Source organism: Arcicella sp. BE140, from assembly GCF_031456255.1.
Classification (GTDB): domain Bacteria; phylum Bacteroidota; class Bacteroidia; order Cytophagales; family Spirosomataceae; genus Arcicella; species Arcicella aquatica.
Map to the genome: position 1 here is coordinate 398,318 of NZ_JAVDUE010000003.1, position 12,251 is coordinate 410,568.

Consider the following 12,251-nt stretch of genomic DNA (forward strand, 5'->3'; position numbering starts at 1 on the left):
TTTTAATTATTTACCAGGTTTCATTTTCCTTCCTTTTTCAATATAGCTTTTGCCTTTCGCCATAAGCTGCTCTACATATTCATCCGTAGTCTGCACCGCATTTGCATTAAGCATTTCTTTGATAGCAGCAATCGTATAGTAATATTGTCCGTACATTTTTGAGAAGGCTATCTGCCCGTTGGTGCGCATTCGCCACAATGTTTTTTCGCTGATGTGGAGATACTGACAGACTTCGTGATTATTGAGCCAAAGGCTATCGTAGCTTTTATCTTCCAGTTTGAGAATATATTCGCTAATGGCTTTTAACCGCTCATTGAGGTGTTTCCAAACTTCTTCGTCAATCGTTATAATGTTCATTGCACTGTTGTTTAATGTTCACAGGACAAAATTCAGAAGAGTGGCAGTGTTTGTCTGCCAATGCTTGCCAATTGAAAAAGTGGTTTTTTGAAAATTTAACAATTTATAGTAACTGTTTTATTATCAGCTATTTATGATATTTTCCCGTTTTTTGGAGTAGAGAAGTCAGCCCATTTGCCAATTGGTATATATGGGCAGGTACGGAAATAAAAAAAGCAATACTGTTGTGTATTGCTTTTTCTTCATCAATGGAAAACCTATCTATAAATCCTTATCCATATACTCTTCAAGAGCCTGCTTTAACTGGTCTAAGAATAATGTCCGTGAGCCTGCACGGGTTTTCATTCTATGGAATGCGTGATGCACATCAGTCAGTGAAATCCGAAATAATACCTGGGAAATGGCAGTCAGTTTTCTGATGCCTAATTTGCCTCCTGAAATGGCCCCAGACGCATATAGCGCATACATCAATTCAATCAAAGCGTTTTTGCTGTCCGTCCATGAAAGTTCTTTGATGTCGTCTACATTCTGCAAATAGACTTCGGCGTTTTCTTCAGGGCTGATTTTGGTTAAGAGATAGTTGTATAATAGATCATTGGCTATTATGCGGGCGACTTTGTAATCGTAATAAGTGGAGAATTGCGGATCGATTTCAAAGACGTAACTATTTAGCCCATCGAGATAATTTATTTGGCCTCGCTTAAAGTATTCATTATCTTTATCTGATCTGCCAGAGCGATAATATCGGTAAAAATTGGAGTTGCAGATGTGCTCTCGAAACTCAATTTTCAGGGCCTGCAAATGGGTGGAAAAATAGGTGTGATACATTTTTCCGTTATTTACCGGACAGGAAGTTTCGATCCGGTAGAGTTTGTTATAGTAGATGAGTTTTCCCAGGATTTGAGGCTTGATTTTTTTGAAGAAATCAATTTCCTTAGTTTCATCGTCAAATCCTGAAACTAAAATACATTCTTTTGTCGAAACCAGTAGCTCCTGAAGATAAACTGTCATTTGAAAAGCCTCTTCAATTAGCCCTGAGCACGTGACTGAAAGTTTCCGTTCCTGCTCCTGAATTTCGCTAACAATATTCCCTAGTGACTTTTTCATAGAAGCGGAGGATTTTGTTATCAATATCAGTATATCGTGCAAATCTTGTTAATAAACAGGATATTAATAGCCAATATGTACCCACACTGGGGGAAATTTTCCTTATTTTTTCGCAATATTTCTCCTTAATATCCTCTTATTGCATCACTTATTGGCTCATAATCAATAAATACTTGAATTTTAATACTAAATTTGTAGTTGCGTATTTATGCGACAATATGAACTGTGATTTTGTAAGATATGAGCAAATTATTTATCAAAAATATGGTCTGCAACCGTTGTATTCTCGTAGTTCAGAACGAACTCGACAAGCTTGGTATAGAAGCAGACAATATAAAACTGGGCGAGATTTCCCTTAAAAAAGATCTAACCACAAACGAGCGCGAAGCGCTGGAAAACGTTTTAGACCCTTTGGGCTTTCAGGTTATTGACGACAAGAAAAGCCGAATAATTGAAAAGATAAAAAACGTTATCATTGATCTGGTTCACCACCAGGATAATGATGCAAAGACCAACCTTTCGGATGTATTGAGCGACGCTCTGCATAACGATTACAATTATCTCTCCAACCTGTTTTCTGATATTGAGGGTACAACTATCGAAAAATATTTTATTGCACAAAAAGTAGAAAAGGTTAAGGAATTGTTGGTTTATGATGAGTTGTCATTGAGTGAAATCGCAGACCGCCTGAACTATTCAAGTGTAGCTTATCTGAGCAACCAGTTCAAGAAAGTAACCGGCCTAACTCCAAGCCATTTCAAGCAAGTCAGGGAAGACAAGCGTAAGCCTTTAGATAAGGTTTAAGTAAATCTTACAAATCAAACCCATAATTTCACAATAACTATCCCCCTATTTGTTGCCAATTTTGTATTGTGAAAATAAAGCAATCGAAATATGGCAACAAATAAAGAAACAATTTACATTCCTTTAGAGGATGTAGAAAGCGAGCACTGTGCACTAATAGTCGAAAAAGGACTTGCACAGGTAAAAGGCGTAGAAACCCACAAAGTAGAGATAAACAACCGCAGAGCAGCAATTACCGTTAAAGATGAAGAAGTGGTTGCTGATGCCGTTAATGCTATAAGAGATTTAGGTTATGGCGTACCTACGGTAAAAGCAAGTTTTCCTGTACTGGGAATGACTTGTGCGTCGTGTGCCGGTAGTGCCGAATCTGTGGTACGCTATGTTCCCGGTGTCGTTAATTCTTCGGTGAACTTTGCTACGGGAAATCTCTCGGTTGAGTACTTTCCTAATATGACCGATGCCAACGCTATCCGCAAAGCTGTACAGGATGGCGGTTATGATTTACTGCTTGAAGATGAAAACAAGCAACAGGAAACGCTGGAAGCCATCCATGCCGAAAAATTCAAAAAACTTAAGAACAAAACAATCTGGGCGGTAATCCTATCCATTCCGGTAGTTGCTATCGGTATGTTCTTTATGGATATACCTTATGCCAATGAGATCATGTGGGCATTTTCAACGCCGGTAGTACTTTGGCTTGGTAAAGACTTCTTTGTCAATGCATGGAAACAGACCAGGCACCGCTCTGCTAATATGGATACATTGGTAGCACTGAGTACAGGCATCGCCTACATCTTCAGTGTTTTCAATATGCTTTTTATGGATTTTTGGATGCAAAGAGGTATTCATCCACACGTATATTTTGAAGCGGCATCAGTTGTAATTGCGTTTATTCTGTTAGGTAAGCTTTTGGAAGAAAAAGCAAAAGGCAATACCTCATCCGCCATTAAAAAACTGATGGGCCTGCAGCCCAAAACCGTAATGGTTATTCAGGTCGATGGTACTGAAAAGCAAGTGGCTATTGAGAACGTAAACGTCGGTGATATTATCCTGGTTAAACCTGGAGAAAAAATTGCAGTAGACGGCATGGTTGTATCAGGCAATTCGTATGTAGATGAAAGTATGCTAAGCGGAGAGCCTGTACCCGTACTGAAAAAAGAGAATGAAAAAGTTTTTGCAGGTACAATAAACCAAAAAGGCAGCTTCCAGTTCAAAGCGGTGAAAGTTGGTAAAGAAACAATGCTTGCGCATATCATCAAAATGGTGCAGGATGCACAGGGAAGTAAAGCTCCGGTGCAAAAACTGGTGGATAAAATCGCAGGGATCTTTGTTCCTGTAGTTATCGGTATTGCCATTCTGACCTTTGTTTTGTGGTTAATTCTTGGAGGCGACAACGGAGTAGTTCAAGGGTTGTTGGCAGCCGTTACGGTATTGGTTATCGCTTGTCCTTGTGCTTTAGGTTTAGCTACGCCAACCGCTATTATGGTGGGCGTTGGTAAAGGTGCTGAAAGCGGTATCCTGATTAAGGATGCTGAAAGCCTTGAACTGGCTAAAAAAGTAAACGCTATCGTTCTGGATAAAACAGGAACGATTACCGAGGGAAGACCGGAGGTTACAGGCATCCAATGGCTGAATAATGACGATGCGACCAAAGATGTTTTGTTGAGTATCGAAAAACAATCGGAACACCCATTGGCTGAAGCTGTTGTAAAACATCTGGAGGGCGTTGCCACCACCTCGCTATCAAACTTCGATAGTATCACAGGAAAGGGGGCAAAAGCCGACCACAACAATGAAACTTACTACGTTGGGAACAAAAAGCTATTAGCCGAAAACAATATTACCGTTCCTGCACAATTGCAGCAGCAAGCTGACGAATGGGGCAAACAATCGAAAACGGTTATTTGGTTTGCGGGCAGTAAAGAAGCACTTGCAGTAGTGGCTATCTCTGATAAAATTAAAGAAACATCGGTGCAGGCTATCAAAGAAATGCAGGATGCGGGCATTGACCTGTATATGCTGACCGGAGACAACGAAGCTACTGCCAAAGCCATTGCCGAACAGACCGGTATCAAGCATTACAAAGCTGAAGTATTACCACAGCATAAAGCAGATTTTGTGAAGGAGCTGCAACAGCAAGGCAAGGTAGTGGCAATGGTTGGCGATGGTATCAACGACAGTACAGCACTGGCAACAGCCGATGTAAGTATCGCAATGGGCAAAGGTTCGGATATCGCAATGGATGTAGCAAAAATGACCATTATTTCATCAGACCTTACCAAAATACCACAAGCGATAAGACTGTCAAAGCAAACCGTGGCAACCATTAAGCAAAACCTGTTCTGGGCGTTCATTTATAACCTCATTGGTATTCCAATTGCCGCAGGTATTCTTTATCCGATCAATGGCTTCTTACTGAACCCGATGATTGCAGGAGCAGCAATGGCTTTGAGTAGTGTAAGTGTGGTAAGTAACAGTTTACGTTTAAAGTGGAAGAAGTAAATCTTACAATTTAAACAAAGAATAACGAAATAGGTAGAACCGCTTTGCTGCTGACATTTGCATCAGCAAAACAATAGATACAAACAATATGGAACAAGACCACGGGCACAGCCATTCGCACAGTGCAAATAAAAAGACCTTAACCATTAGCCTGGTTATTATCACGGCTTATATGGCAGTGGAAGTTGTAGGCGGATTTCTGACAAACAGCCTTGCATTATTGGCAGACGCCGGGCATATGCTGAGTGATGCCATATCACTTTTCATTGCGCTGATGGCTTTTAAATTCAGCAGCAAAATAGCCGATTATGGTAAGACCTATGGTTACAAGCGCTTTGAAATACTGGCCGCAGTTATCAATGGCGCAACACTCATCCTGATTTCAGGTTATATCATCTATGAAGCCATCGAACGTTTTCAGAACCCGCCAGAAATTGGGTCAAGCGGTATGCTCATTGTTGCATTCGTTGGATTGTTGGTCAATGTATTGGTAGCCTGGATAATGATGCGTGGTGCTGATGTAAAAGAGAATCTTAATATGCGTGGAGCATACCTGCACGTGATGAGTGACATGTTGGGTTCTGTAGGGGCGATTATCGCAGCCTTGCTCATTATGTTCTTCGGTTGGGGATGGGCAGATCCCCTGGCAAGTATTATCGTTTCCTTACTGGTATTGAGAAGCGGATATTTAGTTACGAAATCTTCAGTGCACGTTTTAATGGAAGGCACACCCGAAAATGTTGAGGTTGATAAAGTAACAGAAAAGATCCTTAGTACGGAAGGTGTCAACGGTATTCATGACCTGCATATCTGGACGATTACAAGCGGACTAAATGCGCTTACCTGCCATGCCGTTGTAGATGAAAAGATGACGATTGGAGAAAGTGAAATGTTGGTGCGTAAAATTGAACACGAGTTGGAGCATATGAACATTCAACACGTAACCATTCAATTAGAATCAGCAGCACATAAACACGACGAATCGGTATTGTGTATGATAAAGGCAGAATCGTCTGGACACAACCACAATCATTAATCCTGCCATTTTATAATCAAGTATAATCTCTAAAAAATAAATAAAAATGAATAAATTATTGATTGGTGCATTCGCCTCTATAGCCATCTTCTTAGCCTCTTGCGGTAGTGACACCAAAACTGCTAAGGATGCACATACAGATGGCGATGGTCACAACCACGCCACTGAACAGGTAGCTGGTAAACCTGCCGGGAAAGCAGCGACCAAAGACAGAAATGAAAAAGGACAATTGATTGACTCAAAAGGTCAATTGATTACAGGCTGTCCCGGACACAAAGAAATGATAGGTTCACAGGGCGATAAATGCCCGAAATGTGAGTATATGACGATGATCCCTATCACCTGGGATATTACCGGAGTCGATACTGTTAGGGTTACAACCTTAGCAGATTATAATCCTCCTGCGAATAAGATGAAAAAATAACAATACGAGTAGCTTTATTTGCGTTTGCTTAACGGCAGTTTCTTGCAAAAGGACTGCCTTTTTTTTACGACAACCGTATGAGTTACATAAAAACCAGCAAATATTTTCGATATTTTTAATTTAGTATTCACATTTTTTCATAGATATGATTCAGACGAAGTTTCAATCGTGTATAGAAGCCTGCCTTGGCTGTATAGCCATCTGTAATCAGTGTGCAGTAGCTTGCTTCAATGAGAACGATGTAGCGAATCTTAAAAAGTGTATTCAGCTAAATCTCGAATGTGTTGCCATTTGCCAGGCGGCAGCCAATGTACTAAGCCTCGATGGAAAATTCAGTATAGATATTGGCAAACTCTGTATGGAAATTTGTAACACTTGTGCTGATGAATGTGAGAAACATGCCTCAATGGACATATATCACTGCGGCGAATGTGCCGAAACTTGCAGAAGATGTGCTGAAATTTTAGAGGAAATGATTGAGGCTGCATAATCTCCGCTTTTATGTTACAGAAAGATTGAGGAGGGTTTTATAACCCTCTTTTTTTGTGCCGGTAAATCTGTAAATATCACAAATCTAACAGTGAAAATCGCAATAAGAAGCGCTTACAATATGCGGAAATTTGCAGTAACAGATAACAAGATAAAATCTCAAGTATAAATGAAAAAGTTAGTGTTAGCCTTGTCAGTAATTGCTTTTACCGCTTGTAACAGCAATCAGCAGAAAGAACCAAAAGCAGATGAAAGTAATCAGCCATTAAAAGAAGAAACAATTCCTCCGGCCCCAACCGGAAGTGAACGTGTAATTACCATTAATGGTAGTGATGAGATGAAGTTTGATAGAACCGAACTCAAAGCTAAAGCAGGAGATACTGTAAAGCTCATTCTGAAGCATATCGGAAAAGCACCGATTGAAGCAATGGGACATAACGTTGTTATTCTTGCACAGGGCACAGACTTCGATGCCTTCGCCAATGCCGCAATAAATGCAAAGGACAATGGCTACATTCCAAAAGATATGGAAAAGGCTGTTATCGCCAAGACAGATATGATTGGCGGGGGGCAAACTACCGAAATAACCTTTGTTGCTCCGGCAAAAGGTTCATATGACTTTTTATGTTCGTTTCCCGGTCACTACATTAATATGAAAGGTAAATTGATCGTAGAATAAGGCGGCGATAGTAAAATCAGTAAAAATCACAAATCTTACAGGGAATAGCGTAATAGTAATACTCTGTTTAAAGCGGAAATTTGTACAACAACATTAAATAAATTCAAAATGAAAAATGTAGAATTAAGCATACCTGATATGCAGAGCGCACATTGCCAGGCAAGGGTAAACGGTGCTATCAAAGATATTGACGGCATCAAAATCGAAAAACTGGAAGCCGGAAAATTAGCCGTTTCAGTTGAAAACGATGAAGTAAAAGAAGAATTGGTAGAAGCCATCGAAAAAGCAGGCTACAAAGTTGGCGGCGACGACAGCGAAAAGGCTTCAAGTTGCTCAACCGGATGTTGCGGATAATTTTTGGATAGTCCCGGGGGATGTACGCAAGTGCTTTTCCGGGATTTTTTCCAAAACACGTTAAAATATGAAACAGTTAAAAACCTCGTTCCATAAATAACAAGCTATGTTACATAAACAAAATTCAGGCGAATGTTCGGACATAATGACGAAAGTTTGCGGTGTAGCAGACCGGAATATTCAGAGCCGATTGGACACAGGTACATCTGCGCCATTTGCAGTGCAGCTTACAAACGAACTAAAAGCAGACTATCAGCAGTTGAACGATCTGTTACTTGTTAAGTGCGATATGAGCCTTGACATCATTTTCATAAAGCGCATTATCGAAAAGGTAAAAGAACTATTGGTGTACACCGAGCAATCGCTATCGCAAATTGCTAAAGCACTGGGCTATCAAAAGCCCGCAGAACTATCCGAACAGCTCATAACCTATACAGGGCTAACATCTGCACATTTCAAGCAGATCAGAAAAAATAAGCTTGAAATCATCAGAAAACAGCAGGAAAAACAAAACGAACAATAGTTATCAGAACCGCAAACTTTTAAATATAAAGTCTTGATGAACCTCTCTTTTTGTACGAAAGCGGAGGTTTTCTTTTTGTCAAGACAGGAAACTACCGGAGGATGAAGAAATACACGTGGCAAACACATAAAATTATAAAGGAAACGGAAGACACCATTACGATACATTTTGACAAGGCGGAGCAGGAATTTACCTATCTGCCAGGCCAATATTTAAATATCAGGCTTACCGTAAACGGCGAACAGCTCATACGTTCGTATTCGTTCAGTTCCAGGCCGTCTGATGAATTTCCTTCAGTAACCATTAAGCGGGTTACGGGCGGAAAGATGAGTAACTACATTTTGGATAATGCACACATTATCGAAGCCTGGGAGATCGAAGCCCCATTCGGGAATTTTGTTTTGGACAGGCAGGTTGCGGAGCAATCCATGATAGTTTTATTGGCCGGTGGCAGCGGTATTTCACCTTTGTATTCAATGCTGAAAAATATTGATAGTGGCAACCGGATGCCTTTACTGGTGTATAGCAGCAAAACGCCTGAAGAAACTATTTTTTGGAATGAACTGGAGGCCATGCAGGCCGAGGAAAAGCTGAACATTTGCTACTCCTTTACCGCACCTAAATTTATCTCAACTAAAATGAACCACATTGCAGGCAGATTTAACCTGCTTGTCTTGAGGTCAGTCATTAAAAGAGTAGTTGGCGAGGTGGCAGAAGCCCATTACTATATCTGTGGTCCAAATGGGCTAATGGATTTGTACAAGGATGCTTTATCAGGTTTGAACATTCCACAAGACCATATCCATATCGAATACTTTGACCCGGTGCCGATAAATGTAAATGATCTGGAAACGGACGGTACAGTCAAAGACGTGATGGTAAACTATTATGAGGATAGCTATGTGAACGATGAAAAGCAGACATTTGAATGCACCTCGCTCATCGAGGTCCAGCCACAGCAATCGCTCTTGGATGCAATGAAAGCAAACCATATAAAGGTGTCGAGTTCCTGCAAGAACGGAACCTGTGGAGCTTGTTGGGCTGTAAAAACTGATGGCGAAATCAGGATGATCCATAATGGGGCGCTGAGCGAACAGGATATTGCGGCGGGAATAATTTTGCTGTGCCAAAGCTACCCTTTGAATGCGGATGTCTGTGTCACGGTGCATTAAGTAATGCCCTAAATAAAAGAGGGCAAAGCAATAGTTTTCAACTATCGTTTTACCCTTGCTTTTGTTCGTTAATAATGATGTTCTCAATCATTTTTAAGTGCCAGTTTACGCAGCATCGCCGAACTCATGCTATCCGTATATGCGCCGTACGCTGTAACCAAAATTCCTTTTAAGCCATCTTTCGATGCTATCCCATATACCGTAGCCTGATCGCTCGGATTACTATCGCCTTCATAGCGGTACACCTGCTCAATTTCAAAATCATCAACGGTATATTTGTTGATGCCACAGATTAAGCAGTTTTCTTCGAGGTTGAAATCTACATTGTACCCCTCGCTGCGCAGGTTCTCTATCGCTACCAGAACCGTAGCATATTTGTAAGTTACATTTGACATATTAAACGGATTATTAAATTATTTTTCCCTTTCCGGCTGTCCAGTCAGAAATCTTCTTTGAGCAGATCTTTAAGTTTCCTGTGCTGTACGCACAGTTCCGCATACATCGTTTTCAGCCTGCTGTTTTCTTCGTTCAAATTTACCAATTCTACAAGAATATCCAGTCCTATGTCCATGTATTTGTGCTTCAGTTCAAAGATGTTAGTGCCATAGACACCATATTTCTCAAAAAGCTCCAGTCCGCTTTTCCCTGCGTTATAATCTTTCAGCACTTTTAAAACCTGATGTTCATTGCTTTTTTTGTTCTTCATTTTTTACGGATGTTGTCTGTTACAAAATTCCGTATCGTTAGCGGGAATAGCTATGTACTTTTCCCTTTTTAGTTTATGATATTTAATGTTGCTTCGCCTATTTTCATAAAATTTCACAAAACAAAGCCGGAATATCATAACACTTTGCCCGTGGCAAATGCAGAATTTTGACTTTTGAATAAAGGGACTAATACATTTTGAAAGCTATGACACTATTGATAAAAGGAATGGTGTGCGATAGATGTACGTATGTTCTTGAACAGGAATTGACAGCTTTGGGTTTTGTGGTTCTGGAAATAAAACTGGGCCAAGTGGTAGTGAAAGATACCCCGGATTTTGCGCAGAAGTTGGGAGCGATTAAAATAATGCTGAAAAGCAACGGCTTTGAACTTATGTACGACAAAAACCAAAAAACCATAAACAGGATAAAGGAGTTGGTAGAGAAAGGTATCGCCTTGCAACTGGCAAGTGGAACACCTACCAAATTTACCACCTTTATCAGTAATAAGCTGCATAAGAACTACGACTCATTAAGCGCCTTGTTCTCTTCCGCAGAGGGGATAACACTCGAAAAGTACATCATTCATCGCAAGATTGAAAAGGTGAAAGAGCTTTTGGTTGATACCGAAATGTCTTTGACCGAAATTGCCCATGTGTTGGGGTATAGCAGCCAGGCATACCTTTCAAACCAGTTGAAAAAGCATACCGGTTTTACATCAAGTTATTTCAAGCAAATAAAGCAGGACAATGCACAAACCGTTACAATATAAGCGGGCGAATAACATGATTTAAGGCTTTATCCCCAACAAACTTTAAGGTATTTCAAATACGACATCAGAGCTACTGAAACATCAGTAGCTCTGTTTGTTTTCAGCAGAAACGAACCATCCACAGAAGTAAATTTCACAACTTTTAGCCGTCATTTCGTATAGCTTCTCCCAGGCTGCCAGCCGACCTTTGTCCCTGAAATTTTAAGATTTTAGAAGTTTAACTAAACAAAGAAGCATAACAAAATAAATGTAAGATGAGAACAAATAAAATGGGTTTGTTATCCCTCTTCTTAATTGGAGCGGGTATGATACAGAGTTGCAAACAAAAAGAGCAAAAACAACTAAAAGATGAGCCTCCGGTAGTAACCGTAGCGACGATCAACAGTTCGGAAACAGAGCAATCCGTTTCCTATTCGGGTTCAATTGTGCCCGACAATACGACCACCGTAAGTTTTGCAGTTCCCGGAACAATCAATAGCGTCGGCGTAAATGAAGGGCAACGTGTCAGCAAAGGACAATTCCTTGCAAGCATCGATGCTACCGAATATGAAGCTGCGTTGCAGATAGCCAATGCGAACCTTGACCAAAGTGAGGATGCGTTCAGAAGATTTGATGAGTTGTACAAAAAAGGAAGTTTCCCTGAAAAGGATTACATCGACATCAAAACGAAAGTGGCACAGGCTCAGGCAAACAAAAAGATCAATAGGAAACGTATTGCCGACAGCCGATTGCATTCCCCATCCAACGGAATTATTACGGTAAAAACGGCTGAAGTGGGCGGAATGGCTGCGCCTGGTGTGCCTGCCTTTACCATTGTAAAAACAGATATGGTGTATGCGCAGTTTTCAGTACCGGAAAGCGAAATCGGAAACTTCAGACAGGGTATGCTGGTAAATGTGAACATACCAACACTGCAACGCAATTTTACAGGAAAAATTACCATTATCAATCCCGTAGCTGATGATGTTTCCAAAGCCTTTACCCTGAAAGTACGCCTTGACAATCCCGGCGGTGTGCTGATGCCGGGCATGATTACAGAAGTGCTTGCGGGTGTTCCCGTTAAAATTAAGCAGGTGCGTGTACCACTTACGGCTATCGTGAACAACGTTGACAAGATCCCGAATGTGTATGTAGTGGATAAAAACGGCAGTGCCAGGCTTACAAGGGTTACGGTAGGTAAAATTGCCGGAGATGAGGTTATTATTACCAACGGTCTTGAAGAAAACCAGACCATTATCCTTGCAGGCCAAAGCAATGTAAAAGATGGGCAAAAAGTAAAGACAGAAACAGCATCGGTAACTCCATCCGCTCCAAAATCTGAATAATTT

The 12,251-nt window shown here is 40.7% G+C and carries 14 protein-coding genes; 10 read left to right on the forward strand and 4 right to left on the reverse strand.

Annotated elements, in window-relative coordinates:
* Positions 1 to 6: 6 nt before the first annotated feature.
* Together J2Y60_RS07700 and J2Y60_RS07705 are read right to left on the reverse strand one after the other, a co-directional pair.
* Positions 7 to 357, reverse strand: coding sequence for a helix-turn-helix domain-containing protein (locus J2Y60_RS07700; protein ID WP_309915725.1), 351 nt, complete (start codon positions 355 to 357; stop codon positions 7 to 9).
* A gap of 261 nt (positions 358 to 618) precedes the next feature.
* Complete coding sequence (locus J2Y60_RS07705; RefSeq protein WP_309915728.1) at positions 619 to 1,464, reverse strand: RteC domain-containing protein; 846 nt, start codon at positions 1,462 to 1,464, stop codon at positions 619 to 621.
* 240 nt (positions 1,465 to 1,704) lie between these two features.
* Here J2Y60_RS07705 and J2Y60_RS07710 point away from each other — a divergent pair, with 240 nt between their 5' ends.
* The 8 genes from J2Y60_RS07710 (at position 1,705) to J2Y60_RS07745 (ending at position 9,447) form a co-directional block, all read left to right on the forward strand.
* Positions 1,705 to 2,268 carry an AraC family transcriptional regulator gene (locus J2Y60_RS07710; protein ID WP_309915731.1) on the forward strand — a complete coding sequence of 188 codons (564 nt, stop codon included), beginning with the start codon at positions 1,705 to 1,707 and terminating at the stop codon, positions 2,266 to 2,268.
* A 90-nt stretch (positions 2,269 to 2,358) separates the two neighbouring features.
* Positions 2,359 to 4,770, forward strand: a complete 2,412-nt coding sequence (locus J2Y60_RS07715; RefSeq protein WP_309915734.1) for a heavy metal translocating P-type ATPase — start codon at positions 2,359 to 2,361, stop codon at positions 4,768 to 4,770.
* A gap of 88 nt (positions 4,771 to 4,858) precedes the next feature.
* A complete protein-coding gene (locus J2Y60_RS07720) occupies positions 4,859 to 5,806 on the forward strand; it encodes a cation diffusion facilitator family transporter (RefSeq protein ID WP_309915737.1) in 948 nt (315 codons plus the stop codon).
* Between the two features lie 46 nt (positions 5,807 to 5,852).
* Positions 5,853 to 6,230 (forward strand): hypothetical protein, encoded by a 378-nt coding sequence (locus J2Y60_RS07725; RefSeq protein WP_309915739.1) that lies wholly within the window; start codon positions 5,853 to 5,855, stop codon positions 6,228 to 6,230.
* 658 nt (positions 6,231 to 6,888) lie between these two features.
* Entirely contained in the window at positions 6,889 to 7,398 is a 510-nt protein-coding gene (locus tag J2Y60_RS07730) for an azurin (RefSeq protein WP_309915742.1), read from the forward strand.
* 108 nt (positions 7,399 to 7,506) lie between these two features.
* Complete coding sequence (locus tag J2Y60_RS07735) at positions 7,507 to 7,752, forward strand: heavy-metal-associated domain-containing protein (protein ID WP_309915745.1); 246 nt, start codon at positions 7,507 to 7,509, stop codon at positions 7,750 to 7,752.
* 106 nt (positions 7,753 to 7,858) lie between these two features.
* Positions 7,859 to 8,275 carry a hypothetical protein gene (locus tag J2Y60_RS07740; protein ID WP_309915746.1) on the forward strand — a complete coding sequence of 139 codons (417 nt, stop codon included), beginning with the start codon at positions 7,859 to 7,861 and terminating at the stop codon, positions 8,273 to 8,275.
* Positions 8,276 to 8,376: 101 nt separating this feature from the next.
* A complete protein-coding gene (locus J2Y60_RS07745) occupies positions 8,377 to 9,447 on the forward strand; it encodes an iron-sulfur cluster-binding domain-containing protein (RefSeq protein ID WP_309915748.1) in 1,071 nt (356 codons plus the stop codon).
* A gap of 83 nt (positions 9,448 to 9,530) precedes the next feature.
* Here J2Y60_RS07745 and J2Y60_RS07750 read toward each other — a convergent pair whose 3' ends face one another.
* Both J2Y60_RS07750 and J2Y60_RS07755 read right to left on the reverse strand, forming a co-directional pair.
* Positions 9,531 to 9,842 (reverse strand): hypothetical protein, encoded by a 312-nt coding sequence (locus J2Y60_RS07750; protein WP_309915751.1) that lies wholly within the window; start codon positions 9,840 to 9,842, stop codon positions 9,531 to 9,533.
* 44 nt (positions 9,843 to 9,886) lie between these two features.
* Complete coding sequence (locus J2Y60_RS07755; protein WP_309915754.1) at positions 9,887 to 10,153, reverse strand: hypothetical protein; 267 nt, start codon at positions 10,151 to 10,153, stop codon at positions 9,887 to 9,889.
* 206 nt (positions 10,154 to 10,359) lie between these two features.
* Between J2Y60_RS07755 and J2Y60_RS07760 the strand changes: the two genes are divergently transcribed.
* Positions 10,360 to 10,923, forward strand: coding sequence for an AraC family transcriptional regulator (locus J2Y60_RS07760; RefSeq protein WP_309915757.1), 564 nt, complete (start codon positions 10,360 to 10,362; stop codon positions 10,921 to 10,923).
* A 254-nt stretch (positions 10,924 to 11,177) separates the two neighbouring features.
* Positions 11,178 to 12,248: an efflux RND transporter periplasmic adaptor subunit gene (locus J2Y60_RS07765; RefSeq protein ID WP_309915760.1), complete on the forward strand. Its 1,071-nt coding sequence runs from the start codon at positions 11,178 to 11,180 to the stop codon at positions 12,246 to 12,248.
* Positions 12,249 to 12,251 lie beyond the last annotated feature (3 nt).

What these genes read in the sequence shown, in the direction of transcription:
- J2Y60_RS07700 (WP_309915725.1), bottom strand. Translation starts at nt 357, where the DNA reads ATGAACATTATAACGATTGACGAAGAAGTTTGGAAACACCTCAATGAG.
- J2Y60_RS07705 (WP_309915728.1), bottom strand. Translation starts at nt 1,464, where the DNA reads ATGAAAAAGTCACTAGGGAATATTGTTAGCGAAATTCAGGAGCAGGAA.
- J2Y60_RS07710 (WP_309915731.1), top strand. Translation starts at nt 1,705, where the DNA reads ATGAGCAAATTATTTATCAAAAATATGGTCTGCAACCGTTGTATTCTC.
- J2Y60_RS07715 (WP_309915734.1), top strand. Translation starts at nt 2,359, where the DNA reads ATGGCAACAAATAAAGAAACAATTTACATTCCTTTAGAGGATGTAGAA.
- J2Y60_RS07720 (WP_309915737.1), top strand. Translation starts at nt 4,859, where the DNA reads ATGGAACAAGACCACGGGCACAGCCATTCGCACAGTGCAAATAAAAAG.
- J2Y60_RS07725 (WP_309915739.1), top strand. Translation starts at nt 5,853, where the DNA reads ATGAATAAATTATTGATTGGTGCATTCGCCTCTATAGCCATCTTCTTA.
- J2Y60_RS07730 (WP_309915742.1), top strand. Translation starts at nt 6,889, where the DNA reads ATGAAAAAGTTAGTGTTAGCCTTGTCAGTAATTGCTTTTACCGCTTGT.
- J2Y60_RS07735 (WP_309915745.1), top strand. Translation starts at nt 7,507, where the DNA reads ATGAAAAATGTAGAATTAAGCATACCTGATATGCAGAGCGCACATTGC.
- J2Y60_RS07740 (WP_309915746.1), top strand. Translation starts at nt 7,859, where the DNA reads ATGTTACATAAACAAAATTCAGGCGAATGTTCGGACATAATGACGAAA.
- J2Y60_RS07745 (WP_309915748.1), top strand. Translation starts at nt 8,377, where the DNA reads ATGAAGAAATACACGTGGCAAACACATAAAATTATAAAGGAAACGGAA.
- J2Y60_RS07750 (WP_309915751.1), bottom strand. Translation starts at nt 9,842, where the DNA reads ATGTCAAATGTAACTTACAAATATGCTACGGTTCTGGTAGCGATAGAG.
- J2Y60_RS07755 (WP_309915754.1), bottom strand. Translation starts at nt 10,153, where the DNA reads ATGAAGAACAAAAAAAGCAATGAACATCAGGTTTTAAAAGTGCTGAAA.
- J2Y60_RS07760 (WP_309915757.1), top strand. Translation starts at nt 10,360, where the DNA reads ATGACACTATTGATAAAAGGAATGGTGTGCGATAGATGTACGTATGTT.
- J2Y60_RS07765 (WP_309915760.1), top strand. Translation starts at nt 11,178, where the DNA reads ATGAGAACAAATAAAATGGGTTTGTTATCCCTCTTCTTAATTGGAGCG.